This is a genomic window from Brevibacterium renqingii, assembly GCF_017808095.1.
GTDB classification, from domain to species: Bacteria; Actinomycetota; Actinomycetes; order Actinomycetales; family Brevibacteriaceae; genus Brevibacterium; species Brevibacterium renqingii.
Window position 1 is genome coordinate 1,008,557 of record NZ_JADBHG010000001.1, and the last position, 14,682, is coordinate 1,023,238.

12 protein-coding genes and 1 tRNA gene are annotated in these 14,682 nt (G+C 66.4%); 5 read left to right on the top strand and 8 right to left on the bottom strand.

The features are described 5' to 3' along the window. The first annotated feature begins 165 nt into the window (after positions 1 to 165). Genes IIE29_RS04580 through IIE29_RS04590 form a run of 3 tightly spaced genes read left to right on the top strand, consistent with a single transcriptional unit; the run spans position 166 to position 2,610 of the window. A complete protein-coding gene (locus tag IIE29_RS04580) occupies positions 166 to 1,008 on the top strand; it encodes a substrate-binding periplasmic protein (protein WP_209323972.1) in 843 nt (280 codons plus the stop codon). 25 nt (positions 1,009 to 1,033) lie between these two features. Then, the gene (locus IIE29_RS04585) at positions 1,034 to 1,765 is read left to right on the top strand and encodes an amino acid ABC transporter permease (RefSeq protein WP_209323973.1); all 732 of its coding nucleotides are present in this window, start codon (positions 1,034 to 1,036) and stop codon (positions 1,763 to 1,765) included. Beyond that, complete coding sequence (locus IIE29_RS04590; RefSeq protein WP_209323974.1) at positions 1,762 to 2,610, top strand: amino acid ABC transporter ATP-binding protein; 849 nt, start codon at positions 1,762 to 1,764, stop codon at positions 2,608 to 2,610. The genes IIE29_RS04585 and IIE29_RS04590 overlap by 4 nt, the downstream gene beginning before the upstream one ends. Before the next feature lie 63 nt (positions 2,611 to 2,673). On the opposite strand, the gene IIE29_RS04595 is transcribed toward IIE29_RS04590, so the two are convergent. The 8 genes from IIE29_RS04595 to IIE29_RS04630 all read right to left on the bottom strand — a co-directional run bounded on the left by IIE29_RS04595 (position 2,674) and on the right by IIE29_RS04630 (position 9,644). Then, positions 2,674 to 3,429, bottom strand: a complete 756-nt coding sequence (locus tag IIE29_RS04595; RefSeq protein ID WP_209323975.1) for an SDR family NAD(P)-dependent oxidoreductase — start codon at positions 3,427 to 3,429, stop codon at positions 2,674 to 2,676. Positions 3,430 to 3,496: 67 nt separating this feature from the next. Continuing rightward, complete coding sequence (locus IIE29_RS04600; protein WP_209323976.1) at positions 3,497 to 4,240, bottom strand: SDR family NAD(P)-dependent oxidoreductase; 744 nt, start codon at positions 4,238 to 4,240, stop codon at positions 3,497 to 3,499. Between the two features lie 6 nt (positions 4,241 to 4,246). Then, a complete protein-coding gene (locus tag IIE29_RS04605) occupies positions 4,247 to 5,338 on the bottom strand; it encodes a proline racemase family protein (RefSeq protein WP_209323977.1) in 1,092 nt (363 codons plus the stop codon). Positions 5,339 to 5,361: 23 nt separating this feature from the next. Next, the gene (locus tag IIE29_RS04610; protein WP_209323978.1) at positions 5,362 to 6,261 is read right to left on the bottom strand and encodes a dihydrodipicolinate synthase family protein; all 900 of its coding nucleotides are present in this window, start codon (positions 6,259 to 6,261) and stop codon (positions 5,362 to 5,364) included. Positions 6,262 to 6,313: 52 nt separating this feature from the next. Beyond that, complete coding sequence (locus IIE29_RS04615; RefSeq protein ID WP_209323979.1) at positions 6,314 to 7,561, bottom strand: NAD(P)/FAD-dependent oxidoreductase; 1,248 nt, start codon at positions 7,559 to 7,561, stop codon at positions 6,314 to 6,316. Positions 7,562 to 7,817: 256 nt separating this feature from the next. After that, positions 7,818 to 8,522, bottom strand: coding sequence for a GntR family transcriptional regulator (locus IIE29_RS04620; RefSeq protein WP_343071789.1), 705 nt, complete (start codon positions 8,520 to 8,522; stop codon positions 7,818 to 7,820). 166 nt (positions 8,523 to 8,688) lie between these two features. After that, positions 8,689 to 9,282: a short chain dehydrogenase gene (locus IIE29_RS04625; RefSeq protein WP_209323981.1), complete on the bottom strand. Its 594-nt coding sequence runs from the start codon at positions 9,280 to 9,282 to the stop codon at positions 8,689 to 8,691. Between the two features lie 273 nt (positions 9,283 to 9,555). Continuing rightward, positions 9,556 to 9,644 (bottom strand) — tRNA-Ser (locus IIE29_RS04630). A gap of 399 nt (positions 9,645 to 10,043) precedes the next feature. On the opposite strand from IIE29_RS04630, the gene IIE29_RS04635 reads away from it, so the two are divergent. Both IIE29_RS04635 and IIE29_RS04640 read left to right on the top strand, forming a co-directional pair. Next, on the top strand, positions 10,044 to 12,476 hold the full coding sequence (locus tag IIE29_RS04635) for an LCP family glycopolymer transferase (RefSeq protein ID WP_246475681.1): 2,433 nt from the start codon (positions 10,044 to 10,046) through the stop codon (positions 12,474 to 12,476). After that, positions 12,473 to 14,668, top strand: a complete 2,196-nt coding sequence (locus IIE29_RS04640; protein WP_343071790.1) for an FAD/NAD(P)-binding protein — start codon at positions 12,473 to 12,475, stop codon at positions 14,666 to 14,668. Before IIE29_RS04635 ends, IIE29_RS04640 begins: the two co-directional genes overlap by 4 nt. Positions 14,669 to 14,682: the final 14 nt, after the last annotated feature.

Sequence of the window (14,682 nt, forward strand, 5' to 3'; positions counted from 1 at the left end):
TGTCAATCTTGCCTACATGTGTCGCAAATCACGAACGTTCATTATAAGGTCGATTGTATGACACTTGACGGTTCGTTGTGTCGCTTCGCCTCCAGGCGAAGTTCCGTCGATGTTCCCAGCCCCCGGTCCGACGACCGTGCCGGGGCATGACGAGGAGAGACAAAGATGTCCAAGACAAGTCAGATCATCATTGCCATCGTCGGGGTCATAGTCCTCGCCCTCGCCGGAGGCTACTTCGGGGCCGGTTTCCGATCAGGCTCCGGTGCCGGAGGCACCGAGAACGGCGCGTGGATCGAGAAGATCAAGGACCAGGGCGAACTGCGCGTGGGCATCGCCTCGGCGCCGCCCATGACCGGCGAGCAGGAGAACGGCAAGATGGGAGGACCGAACGTCCTCCCCCTGCAGAATCTTGCCAAGGAGATGGGCGTGAAGTTCACCCCGGTCGCCGCCGAATGGTCGAAGATGGTCTCCGGCCTCCAAGCCGACCGATTCGACGTCGGCGCCTACCTCGATGCGACGTCGGAGCGATCCCTGGCGATCCAGTTCACCGACCCCGTCTACACCTACGAGGGCGTGTGGATCGTCAAGGCCGACTCCGGCCTCAAATCAACCGAGGACATCGTCGACTCCGGCAAGGGAATCGCCGTGGCTTCCGGCACCTCCTATGAACGACGAGTCCAGGAGTTCGACGTCGACATCGTCAACGCCGAGGCCATCCCCCAGTCGATCACGGCCATGGAGGCCGGACGCGCGATCGCAGCCTTCGGTGACCTGCCGACTCTGGCCGACGCCGCCCAGAAGAACAAGTCGCTGAAGATCGTCCGTCCCGATCCGGTGATCTTCAAGAGCGATTCGAACTATGGGGTGAGCCCCGATATCGACGCCCGCTCCCTGCAGATCATCAACATCGCGATCCAGAATGCGAAGAACGACGGCTCCTTCCAGGCTGCCCTCGACAAAGCCGGTGTCGTCGACCCCTCGGACCTCGGCGATCTCGAGATGAAGTGACGACGATGATCGACGAGGAGACATCATGAACTATCAATTCGACTGGAGCGTGGTCACGAGCAACTTCCCCCGGCTGCTCGATGGCCTGCTGATGACGCTTGAGATCGCGGTGGTCGTCATCGTGCTGAGCATGATCCTGGCGATCCCCGTGGCGTTCCTGCGCATGTCGAACATCGAGGTCGTCCGCTGGCTTGCGCAGATCTACATCGAGATCTTCCGGTGCACGCCGCTGCTCGTGCAGCTCTTCTGGGTCTACTACGCCCTGCCGACCCTGACGGGCATCACGATCCCCGGCACGATCTCGGCTGTCATCGCGCTGACGCTCAACCTCACCGCCTTCATGGCAGAGGCCTATCGCAGCGGGTTCCAAGCGGTGCCTCCCGAACAGGTCGAGGCCGGCAAGATGCTCAGGCTCTCCCGGGTACAGCAGATGCGGTACATCATCGTGCCGCAGGCACTCAAACAGCAGCTGCCCGTGATCCTCTCGCTCAACATCTCGCTGTTCAAGGACACGGCGCTGGTGTCGACGATCGCGGTGGCGGACCTCATGTTCACAGCGAACAAGATCTCGACCGAGTCTTATCGAGCGCTCGAGATCCTCACCGTAGCCGCGCTGATGTATTTCGTCATCGCATTCCCTGCCTCGCTCATCCTCAGCAAGATCGAACGCAACCTCATGATGGGCAGCAGTGTGCGCAAGAAGAAGGGACTGGCCGTGCAGATGATGCCGAGTGGAAAAGTGAAGGTGAAGCCATGAGCGAAACGAATGCCGCCGGGCCGAGCACCGCTCATCCGGGGCCCGCTCGAGCAAGTGCGACTCGCACGAATACGGGGCGTGAGATCACCGCGAACATCGGCGACGTGCTCGTCTCCTGCCGGGGCCTGCGCAAGAGCTTCGGCGACCGGGAGGTGATGAAGAGCATCGACTTCGACATGCGCGCCGGAGACATCACCGTGATCATCGGCCGCTCCGGCTCGGGAAAGAGCACCCTGCTGAGGGCCATCGCCGGGCTGACCGACCCGGATGACGGGGAGATGGTCTTCGACGGCGAAGTCGTCTTCGCGGATGCCAAGCGGACCCCCGCATGGAGGCAGGTCGACTCACATGTCGGCATGATCTTCCAGAGCTACACGCTCTGGCCGCACATGGATGTTCTCAAGAACCTCACCTTGGCCCCGCGCAAACGCTTGGGAATGTCCGAGCGCGAGGCCCTCGGAAGAGCTGAGAAGGCCCTCGCCGAGGTGGGGATGTCCGATCATATCCGGTCGAAGCCCGTCCAGCTCTCGGGAGGTGAGCGCCAACGCGTCGCGATCGCTCGGGCACTGATGATGCAGCCGAAGCTGCTGCTCTGCGACGAGATCACCTCGGCCCTCGATCCGCCCGTCGCCGCCGAGGTGCTCGATGTGCTTCGCCGGCTCAAGGAAGAGGAAGGCATCGCCGTAGCCCTGGTCACGCACGATATGGCCTTCGCCTCGAAAGCCGCGGACCGCGTCGTCTTCTTCCACGAGGGAGAGATCGCGGTGAATGCTACTCCGGACGAGGCTTTCAACCACACGAACGACCCCGAGCTGAAGAAGTTCATCGAGGCCGTGCGCTTCTGAGCACCCGCCGACGGCGGCCCCCGGGGAGTGATTCTCGGGGGCCGCCGTCTGCGCTTCGGTCCTCTAGCGCACGTAGTCCGCGCCGGTGACGTCGATCGTCGAGCCGGTGAGATGTCGGGCGCGGCCCGAGGCGAGGAAGGAGACGAGCTCGGCGATGTCCTGCGGGGGCGTGATCTCGCGCAGGGGAAGACCTGCGAGCACTCCGTCGGAGACCGCGCCCGCCGCCAGACCCGTATCGACCCAGCCCGGTGCGATGGCATAGGCGCACACGCCGAGGTGGCCGTACCCTCGTGCGATCCCCTTCGTGAGGCTGAGCAGCCCGGCCTTGGCCGCACCGTAGGCGAGATGCTCTGCATCGTCGCCGCGGTGGGCCGAACGACTGGTGATGTTGATGATCGCTCCCCCGCCCTGCTCGGGAAAGGACAGCAGAGCCTGCCGACACAGGTCCGCCGCCGACAGGAGATTGAGTTGCATGTTCGCAGCCCATCCCCCGGCCCAGTCCGACTCGCCCATGAGCGGTGAGGCGATCCAGGCGCCGGCGTTGTTGACCACCGTGTCGATGCCGTCCATGGCCTCGACCGCCTCGGTCCACACCCGCGCAGCCGTCGCGGGAGCGGACAGATCACCGTGGACGAGGTGGGCCCGGGGACCGAGTTCGTCGGCGAGGGCCTGAGCGGCAGCCTCGTCGGAGTTGAAGTGGATCGCCACGCTGCCGCCGTCACGGTGGACGGCACGGGTGATCGCTGCACCGATCCCCTTCGACGCTCCGGTGACGAGCACTCGCCTGTCCCGCAGCGGCGCCGACGTGCGTTCGATCATAGTCTCTCCTGTTCTTCGCGGATCCGCCCCGCCGATGAGTCTTCTTTTGCCTCGTTTGCGTTCCGATTCACCCCACCTGCTGGGCTCCGGCGATCTCGATCGCGGCTCCCGAGATGAATGAGGCTCGGTCACTGAGCAGGAAGGTCGTGAGCTCAGCGACCTCGGCGGGCCGGCCGAGTCGACCGAGCGGAATCGATGCGGCGAGCTCGGATTCGGCGATGCCGTTGTCGTCGAGCTTCTGCTGCAGCATGGGCGTGAGGATCTCACCCGGGCAGATCGAGTTCGCCCGCACCCCGTGAGCACCGAAGTCCCTGGCCAGGCTCCTCGTCAGCGAAACGACTGCGGCCTTCGAACTGTTGTACGCGATGTGTCCGCCGGCCGGCTGCAGCCCCCACTGCGAGGCGATGTTGACGATGGCGGCCGAATCGGCCTCCTTGAGGAAGGGCAGCGCCGCCCGACACAGGCGCATGACCGCGTCGACGTTGATGGCATAGGTCGCCGCCCAGTCGTCCTCGTCGATCTCGAGCAGATCGCCTCGACGCATCACCCCGGCGCAGTTGACGAGCCCGTCGACGGCACCGAGGCGGTCGGTCACCTCGGCGAGGAGATCGGTGCACCCGGCGGATTCGGACAGATCCGCGAGGAAGGGTGTGACCGCCTCGGCGGGGATGCCCTCACCGGTCGGTCTCGTCGCTTCGACGCGGTCGACGGCGGCCACCCGCGCGCCCTGTCTCGCGCAGGCCGCGGTGATGGCCGATCCGATGCCGCCGGCTGCTCCGGTGACGATGATCGTGCGTGACTGCAGTTCCATATCCGTTCAGTCCCCGTCTCCGGCCGTCATCCGGCCGGCTCCGCGACCCCAGATGTCTCCGACGGTGTAGCCGACGGGAAACGGATCGTCGGCTTCGACGACGAGCTGCTGGAACCCGGTGATCCATCCGCGGCCGCTGATCGAGGGGATCACGGCCGGCATTCCAGCCAGCGTCGTCGTCTCCTTCACCTCGGCGGTGAAGGTAGTGCCCATCATCGACTCGTGGACGAACCGCTCGCCGACCGCGAGTTCCCCACGTGCGTGTTTGGCCGCCACGCGAGCACTGGTGCCGGTTCCGCAGGGTGACCGGTCGAGCGTGCCCGACCAGGTGCTCGGGTCGGCGAGGTCGACGATTCCGTTGGGCAGCACGACCGCGTTGCGCCCGTCGGTGCCCGGGGTGCGTGCGGGTCCGTGGATCATCGGCAGGCCGATCGAGTCGATCTCGGGGATGAGCGGGTGCCTGACCGTGAAGGTCTCGTTCGCCGACTGCAGCATGACGCTCGCCGCGCGGATGATCTCCTTTGCGTTGTCAGGCTCGAGATCCACGCCGAGGCTGTCCGCCGTGGCCTGCACGTAGAACTGTCCGCCGAAGACGATGTCGACCGGGATCGTTCCGTAGCCGGGCACATCGAGGGGCAGGTCGAGCCCGTGGACGAACGACGGCACATTGTCGAAGGTCACGTTCTTCGCGCGGCCGTCGACCACCTCGGCGCGGGCGGTGACGGGACCGGCCGCAGTGTCGATGCGGAGCTCTGTGACGGGCTCGCTGACGTCGACGGATCCGGTCTCCACCAGAGCCGTGACGGTGCAGATGAGGTTCGACCCGGACATCGGTTTGAATCCGCCCTGCTCCATGACGATCATCCCGAAGTCGCAGCTGGGGTCAGTCGCGGACACGACGATCGGCGAGCACAGTCCCGGATAGCCGCGCGGCTCCTGGAGGATGAGCGTGCGGAAGTCGTCGAGATGCTCCTGGCAGTAGCGCAACTTCTCGGCCATGGTCGAGCCCTTGACCTTGAGATTCGATCCGAGAAGCACTCGGCCCGGCTCTCCGGCGGCATGGACGTCGACCGCCTGGATGATCTGCCTGTTCTTCACACTTCCTCGTTTCCGGGGGTTCGTCAGCCGACTGAGACACCGGCGTCTCGCAGCAGTCCGCGCAGCTCTGCGATATGCTCCTCGGCCAGCGGCTGGATCGGCAGGCGGGCCGGGCCGGCGTCGACTCCGACGAGTGCCGTCCCGGCCTTGATGGCGCCAGCATAGTTGTGCGACTCGAGGAAGACACAGATCGGATTGATCTTCGCCCACAGTTCGCGGCCGCGATCGAGGTCCCCGTCGACGGCGACAGCTTGGAAGAGCTCGGCGCAGAGACCGGGGATGATGCTGGCCGCACCCCAGACGCCGGCGCCGGCACCGAGGGCGAAGGCGGCGAAGGTCAGGGTGTCCCAGCCGTTGAGCGCCTGGATGTGCTCGGCCTCGTCGAAGTGGACCTCGGTGAACTTCGGGAAGTCACCGCCGGTGTCCTTGTAGCTGGTCACTCCGGTTCTGCGGCCGAGTTCGCCGAGCTGCTGCGATGTCAGCTCCACTCCGGTGGCCGCGGGGATGTTGTAGTACATGATCGGGATGTCGACCGCCTCGGTCACCGCGGAGTAATAGGCGACGAGCGCTTCGAAGTCCGGGGCGTCGTAGAAGGGCGGGACGATCATCACCGCATCGGCTCCGGCGTCCTTCGCGTCCCGAGTCAGTTCGATGGTCTCAGCGGTGCTCAGGGCTCCGGTGCCCGCGACGACTGGGACGCGACCGGCCGCCGCCTCGATGTACGCGCGGTTCGAGGCCTTGCGCTCCTCGACGGTCAGAGAGGTGAACTCGCCGGTCGATCCGCCGGGCACGAGTCCGTGGACACCGCCGTCGATGATGTGGTCGACCTGGCGGCCGATGCCTGCGACGTCGACGGCGGAGGCGTCTGCGGTGAACGGGGTGACGACGGCGGCGAGAACGCCGGTGAACTGCTGAGTGGACATGGTGTGCTCCTTAACGGGGTCGGTTGCGTCTGGAAGGTTGGTCGGTGTTCCGTCAGAACCGGCTCGGCGAGACCTTCGCCAGCTGCTCGGCCGGCAGAGACGGACGGCCGTCGGTCATCAGCTCTGCCAGCAGTCGTGCGGATGCGGGTGCCAGGGTCAGTCCGAGCATCGAGTGGCCCGAATTGACGTAGGCATTGCGCACCGAGTCGAGACGGCCGATGACCGGCAGACCATCGGGAGTCATGGGGCGCGACCCTGCCCACGGGGTCCGTTCTCCGGCACCGTCTCCCCAGGCGTGGAAGGCTTCGCGGGCAGCGCGACGGATGGCTTCGACCCTGACCTCGCTGACTCGGTCGTTCGTGCTGCCGAACTCCATGGTTCCGGCCAGCCGGAGCATCCCGTCGAGCGGGGTGACGGCGACGCGGGCGTCTTCGAGGGTCAGCGAGGTGCGCAGCTCGACCGGCGCCGGAGAGTAGTCGATGCTGTAACCCTTGCCGGAGTAGATCGGAACCTTCTGCCCGAGCTCGCCCAGCAGGCCACCGGAGGGGACGCCCGCGGCGATGACGAGTGCCTCGGCCCGAATCACCTCGGCGTCGGCGGTGACGACCGCGGTGACGGTCTCACCCGAGCGGACGAACCGCTTCACGCGGGTGTCCTCACGCACGACGACACCGAGGTCCGCGAGCTTCGCGAGCAGCCCCGCGGTCAGGGAATCGGGTTCGATCTGCCGATCGGCACCGAAGAAGAGCCCGTGCCGGATCCGGTCGCTGAGCGCCGGTTCGGCTTCCTGCACCTCGTCACCGTGCAGATGCTGCGGGTGGTGGCCGGCGGATTCGAAGGCGGGCAGGCTCTCGCAGTGCTCGTCGAACCGCTCGCGGGTCTCGAAGGCCAGCAGCACTCCGCGATCGTGCATCTCGAAGTCCATTCCCTGCCGCTGGTACTCGTCGAAGAGATCGTTCGCATCCTCACCGAGACGCAGGTGGAGGTCGAGTCCGGATTCGAAGTCACGGGCGTTGCAGTGTGTGGCCATGCGCAGCAGGAACTTGAGATAGCCAGGAGCCAGCGACGGTCTGATCGACAAAGGGCTGTCGGGCCGGAGCATCCACTTGATGCCCTGGAGGAGCACTCCTGGCGCCGGAACGGGGGTGCTCTCGGCGATCGCGATCTTCGCGGCATTTCCGTGGGAGGCACCGGCGCCGCAGCGTCCGGCCTCGATGACGATGACTTCGTGCCCGCGAACGGCCAGTTCGTAGGCCGTGGTGAGCCCCACCACGCCTCCGCCGATGACGACAGTCCTCATCCGGTTACCTCCATTGGTCCCCACGGCCGTCATGCGGCCGGTTTCGACGAAGCGATTATTGTATGACAATCACTTGAGGAATACGCTACGCAGAGTTTGCAGGTGCGTCAATCCCCTGGTCCTCTGCGATCGATGGGCGTTGTTCGGGTGCCGCCCGCGCACTCAGGCCGCCACGGGAGAGTGCAGTGGCGCTGGGATCGGCGGAGCGGACAGCAGATCGCGAACGACTGCAGCGGCACTCGCAGCCTCGGCGGGTTCAGCCCTGGTCCGCGGCCCCGGAGACGAGGAGCGCGAGCTCCTGGGCACTGTCCATCGTGTGGACGTTGAGCGCCGTGCGGATGCGGGCACGGTCGCCGTTGCGGATGGCGTGCATGAGCGCTGCGTGGATGGCGTGCGCGCGACCGGAGTCGCGCCTGGTGAACTGGTCGTATGCGAGGATGATGGTCATCTGCGCCTCGACGACGGGCCAGATGCGCATGAGCAGATAATTGTCCGCAGCTTCCCAGATGCCGCGGTGGAACCGGACGTGCGCCTCATGGACGGCGAGCTGGTCGGCCTCATGACTCTCGCTCTCGAAGCGGTCCCAGATCTCTTCGAGGCGGGCCATACGCTCGCCCGTGGCATCGTCGAGGATCTCGTCGATCGCCTCGGTGTCGAGGGCAACGCGGACGCGGGCGATCTCGAGCAGCGAGTCCACTTCGATGTCGGCCACGCGCAGGCCCCGATAGGCCTCTTGGATGAGGAAGCCGTCCCGGGCCATCTGGTTGAGCGCCTCACGTGCGGTGGGACGGCTGACCTCGAGCGATGAGGTCAGATCTGCCTCGATGATCCGCTGCCCGGGGCGGAGCTCGCCGAGCACGATGCGTCGTTTGATCTCGTCGATGACGCGCTGTCTGCGCTCGGTGTTCGAGACGGGAGTCCGCGCAGAAGAACGCTCCGCTGCGGCTCGCTCATTCTCCACCGGCTCCACTGTCTGACTGCTTTCTCGATACGACTGCTCTGTCATCGGCTCGATGTCATTCGGAGGCGACCGCTGCCGGCTTCATGCCCGCGGACAGCCTCTTCCCTCGTCGAACCGACTCGTTCTCACTGGCTTTCATTGTACTGACCTGCCCCTGCGGAGCGGCTCAGACCGTGAGGATGCGTCCGGTGACGTTGCCCTCGATCGAGCGCACGAAGGCATTCGCCACTGCCTGGTCGCTCACCGGGGTCATGCCGGCGAAAGCGTCATGGAAGTGCGGTGAATTCGCGAGCACGTTCGGGCTGACGGCGTTGATGCGGATGCCTCGTGGCAGCTCGGGCGCGGCAGAGACGACGAAGGATTCGACGGCGCCGTTGGCCATGGCCGCGGCCGCGGCCGTGGGCACGGGTTCGCGGCTTAGCACGCCGGTGACGAAGGTGATCGAGCCGCCGTCACTGAGGTGCTCGAGCCCCTGGGTGACGAACTCGATCTGTCCGAGCGTCTTCGAGACGAAGGCTTCTGTGTAGTCCTCGCGAGTGAGTTCGGTGACCGGTTTGAATGCGGCGGCGCCGACGGCGATGACAATGGCGTCGACAACACCGACCGCCTCGAGCAGCCTGGAGATCGAATCGGCGTCCGAGGTGTCCACGCCCGGGTCGGTCGAGCGGGTGACACCGATGACGTCGTGTCCCCGCTTCTCGAGTTCGGCGCGTGCCACACCGCCGACGTGTCCGCCTGAGCCCACCAACAGAACCTTCATCCTGACCTCCTCGCGCTGTGGTCCACTGCATCGAACAAGATGCTCGGTATCGGTTTTGTCAGACATTCCTTCGACTGACACTGCCGAGTGTAGGGGATGACCCGATTCCCGACCACCCCTCACACCTTGAACGTGGATGCAGATTGAGCCCGAAATGTGCCCACTGCACGCTTCCACGCGCCACAGGACCATTTCGGGGCAAGCGAAAAACCCCCGCGCTCCGCTTGTCACAGCGGTGCGCAGGGGTTTCCGATGTACTGAGACATCACAACGCGGAGCCGGTGGGATTTGAACCCACGGTCCCCCGTTCGGAGGACTTCACCTTAGCAGGGTGACGCTTTCGGCCGCTCAGCCACGACTCCATTCGCAATGTTGGGGGCTCGTCTCCGTTCGGCTCGGTGACACACCGTCCAGCACTACGGGTTACAGCCTAAGGGACAGGGGCCGCCCAGGGCAAAGCCGTGCCACGGGAGTGGTCTTCGTCATAGCGCGCGAGTGGCCTTCGTCATAGCATCGGGAGGCGATGAGCGGCGAGAATCCAGGCCGGATGCCGCTTTTCCTGTGCTCGTCCACACCGGAATTCCAGCATTCATCAATGTCCGGGCGTAAAATCGGCGTGAAGTGCTTTGCGGTCTTCTCTCATTTCCCCCTCGGGGCTGCCGGTCAGGAACACCAGTATCCGCCGGTGTGTCCTGCGCCGGTGAAGAGAACGACGAGCGGGCCGCTGTGCACGAGAAGAGAGTTTTTGAGGAGTAGACAACTTGCCAGAGTTTCCCCCTGACAAGCACGGACCGAACGGGAACGACCCCGATTCTCCCGCTGCAGGTCGTCGGCTCCGCGCCTCCTCCCGCCCCCGATTCCGCGGCGACACCGCCGCCAGCGATGACAGCTCGACCGGGCAGTCGAACTACGGACAGTCGGGCCCCGGCTCATTGGATTCGCATCGGTCTCGGACCGGTTCGCCTCGGACTGCGCGGCCCGGAGACCAAGGCACTCCGGCCGACCCACGTTTCGTCAACGACGCCTACACAAGCGCCCGCCCCGCGAATCCGACTGGTGCCGGAGGCTCGGCCGGCGGTTCGACCGCCGCCAGCGGTTCTTCCAGCAGCACTTCGAGAAGCTCAGCGGCAGGTTCGCCGGCAGATCTGCCGAAGGCACCGACTCCGCGCCCGGTGGCCCCGCGCACTCGTCGTGAGGCCCGCATGCTGCGCGCAGCTGCCGCCAGCGGAGTATCAGCCGCCGGAGTCGCCGCTGCCGCCGGCTCGAACACACCTCATGACGATCACTCCGAGTCTTCTCGGTCCGCCGCTGGCCAAGCGGGCCATGAAGCTCCCCGCACATTCACGCAGCAGGACTCGACCGCCTCGGCGAGGGATGCCGGATCCGCCGACGACGTCGCCGCGACAGCCCTCGGCGCCGACGCCGCAGCGACTGGAGCGCGGCCCGAGCCGAACGCCGACGAGGCGCCGCCGACGACTCGACGCGACGCCCGCGAACGACGCTCGGCCGAGGAACGCGCCCGCGGTCGCTCTCGCGACCGGGGACAGAAGAGAACTCGCGACGAGAACGCGGCCGCCCACGAAACGGCGCGCGCCCGGCGTCATTCCTCCCGCCTCGGCGAGTCCTTCCCCAGCCTCGTCGGCTGGACCTCGCTGAGCACCCTGCTGCCGGGCGTCGGTCTGCTGCGCACACGGTTCCGTCCCGTGGGCCTCGTGGTGTTCGGGCTCTTCGTCCTCACCCTGCTCACCGGACTCGTCTACCTGCTCGTCAAGGGGCCGGTGCGTGCGGTCGCCACGATCGTCTCCAGTCCCTCCCTGCTCAACTTCCTCGCCATCGGCGCCGTGCTCGTGGCCGTGATCTGGATCCTCGTGATGATCGTGTCTCATCTGGGGCTGCGGCGCGGGCATCGGTACCGGCCCTGGCAGAACAAGATGGCGGGCGTCCTCGTCGTCTCCCTCGCTCTCATCATCGGCATCCCGCTGGGCGTCGGATCGGTCTTCGCCCGGGTCCAGTCCTCGACGGTGTCGAGCCTCTTCGGCGCCAGCACCGGCAAGGCCCAGAGCGCCGAGGACCTGTGGGCGGACAAGCCCTATATCAACGTCTTCCTCATGGGCCGCGACAACGGCGACGACCGTGAGGGCACCCGCCCGGACACGATGCTCGTGGCCTCGATCGACACGAAGACCGGCAACGCGGCGCTCATCTCAGTCCCCCGCAACCTCGCTTTCCCGATCTTCCCCGAAGGCAGCGAACTCGACGAAGCCTGGCCCGACGGCTTCCGCCCCTCAGGCGATCCCTCCCAGGACCTCATCAACGCGGTATGGCAATGGGGCGAACAGAACGAGGACGCCATCGGCAACACCCACGGGCTCGAACCCGGAATGTGGGCGACGATGCAGGCCGTCCAAGGTTCGCTCGGCCTCAACCTCGACTATTGGGCCTCGGTCGACATGGCCGGATTCGAAGACGTCGTCGACGCGATCGGCGGAGTGAAGATCGACGTCGAACGCCCCATCCCGATGGGCGGGGGAAAGTCGATGTCCGGCGTCAAGAACGAAGTCTACGGATGGGTCGATCCGGGACCGCAGGTGCTCAAGGGCAAAGACGCGCTGTGGTACGTCCGCTCCCGTGAGGGCAGCGACAACTACGACCGCATGTGCCGTCAGCAGCGCATGCTCAAGACCACGCTCGAGCAGGTCGACCCGCAGGAGATCGCCTCGGCGTATCCGAAGCTCGCGAACTCGGCGACGCGGAACATCGCCACCTCGATCCCGCAGAATGAGATCCCTGCCTTCATCGAACTCGCCCTCATGATGCAGAAGGGCGATGTGACCTCGGTCCAGATCAACAACGACGTCACCCCCACCTACGACCCGGACTTCGACGTCCTCCACAAGTGGATCCTCGGCGAGGTCAAGGGTGCCTCGAACGGCGAGGAGACGCCGAAGCCGACCAACGACGGAAGCCAGTCGCAGGACTCCGAGACGGACGAGGAGTCTTCTGACACCGCCTCCGAGGAACCCACGGAATCCGCGGATGAGTCCACCGGCGACCAGACCGAAGAGGGCGCAAGCCCCTCTCAGACGCCGGGCGAACCGAACGCCGAAGGCAAGTGCTACCCGAAGGGATTCGAGCCCGGGGACGAGTTCCCCGGATACCCGGGTCCCAACGGCGGAACCGGCGAGCAGGGGTGACCCCGACCGCCCGGACCCACGCTCCCGCGGTCGCGATCATCGGCGTCGGCCCGCGCGGTCTCACCGTCCTCGAACGGCTCGTCGCCCTGGCCGCGAAGCGCTTCGCCGACCACTCAGCCGAGTCCGAGGGTCCCGCGCTGACCATCCACCTCATCGACCCGTACCCGCCGGGAGCGGGCATCGTGTGGCGCACGGATCAGCCGGAGTCGCTGCTCATGAACACGACCATCGGCGAGCAGACCGTCTTCCCCGATGCCAGCTGCTCCTTCCTCGGCGCCGACGACGAGCCTCCCGGCCCGTCCATGGCCGAGTGGTATCTGGCCGCCGGCGGCTCCGACCCGCTCGATTCGACCTTCCCCAGCCGCACCCTCTACGGCCGCTACCTCCGGGACGCCTATGACCACGTCCGCGCTGGCGCACCGGCCTGCATCGAGATCGTCGAACATCGGACGAAGGCCGAGTCGGTCATCGACCTTCCCGCCATGGACCTGCTCGTGCCCGACGCGGACTCGACAGACTCGCACACTGCCGCACCGGGCACCGATTCGGAGCCGCATGCGCCCGCTCCCGAGCAGCTCGTGCGCTGCCAGGACGGGACGACGATCATCGCCTCGGCCGTCGTGCTGGCCGTCGGCCACATCCCCAGCGCCCAGCCCGAGGAGCGCGCACGGCTCGCCGCTTTCGCCGAACTGGGCGGCGGCGTGTATCTGCCGCAGGGCCTGCCCGCTGAGGCTCCCGTCGCCGAGGTGGCCCCCGGTGACCGCGTGATCGTCCGCGGCATGGGACTCAACTACTTCGACCTGCAGACGCTGTTCACCCATGAGCGCGGAGGCCGGTTCGTCCCCCTGAACGAAGGGCAGCTGCGCTACCAGCCCAGCGGACTCGAACCCCACCTGGCTCTGGGCTCACGCCGCGGGATCCCCTATCGCAGCAAGCCCATCAGCCACGAGCACCCGAGGTCGGATTGGCCGTTGCGCTATTTCACTCGGGACAATGTCGCCCTGCTCGCCGGACTCGACGACCTCGACGGAGACCGCTTCGCCGAAGCCCGGTTCAACGACCAGCTGTGGCCTCTCATCCTCGCCGATCTGCGCCTGGCCTACTATCGCACGCTCTCGCAGGTCCGCCCCGAGGCTTTCGCCAGTGACCCCGGTCGGCTGCGCGAGGCCATCGCCGAGGCCGTGTCGAGGCATCTGACCCGGCGCACCTGGCAGGAGACCCACCCTGCGCAGACGAGAGAACACGAATCCGCGCCGAAGCCGAGGGCGAGTGCGACAGCGACCGAAGATGCCGCGCGCCAGGGTCGTGTCACTCGCGAAGCCTTCGCCTGGTTCGAGATCGAAGAGGAACTGGTCCCCGATCCTGCCGACCGCATGTCCCTGCACGCGCTGCTCAACCCCCTCGAGGGCGAGCTGTTCACCAGCCGCGAACCCGGTGAGCCCGACTCACTGCACGAGTGGATGCTCGACTTCCTGCGCACCGATCTGCGCAATTCGCTGGCGGGTCCGACCGGCTGTCCGGAGAAGGCCCTGTTCCCAGTGCTGTGGCAGTCCCGGCTGCTGCTCAAAGAGCTCATCGTCGCCGGCCACATCGACCGCGTGAGCATCGATATGGAGATCTGCGGCTGGTTCGAAGGCTTCGTCTCCGGCATCTGCGACGGCCCTCCCCCGCAGCGGATCGCCGAGCTCCTCGCCCTGGCCGAAGCCGGCATCGTCTCCTTCATCGGACCCGATATGCGCATCGAGGAGAACACTGCCGCACTCGAATCCTCGCGCACCGACGGCTCGACGCCCCGCCCGCAGGGACCGCGCCCGGAGATCTTCACGGTCACCTCGGCGCAGGCCGTCGGCTCGATCACCGGCGGTGTCGTCATCGACGCCGCCTCCCCGACGAACTCCGTGGCCCGCGCCGCCGACGTCCTGCTGCACGGGATGCTCGAGCGGGGGCAGCTCACCGCCGCACGCCTGACCTTGGACGACGGCCGCGAGAAGTCCCTCAACGGGCTCGCCCTCACGCCCCGCCCCTACCGGACGATCGATGTCGAGGGCAGGGTCCATCCGCGCCGATTCGCACTGTCGATCCAACTGTCCTCGATGCAGTGGGGGCTGGCGATCGCCGCGAACCCGGGCGTCGACGCCGCCACGCTCAACGACTCGCACGCCGCTGCCGAGGCGATCCTCGACCTCCTCTGAGATTCTGAGACTCT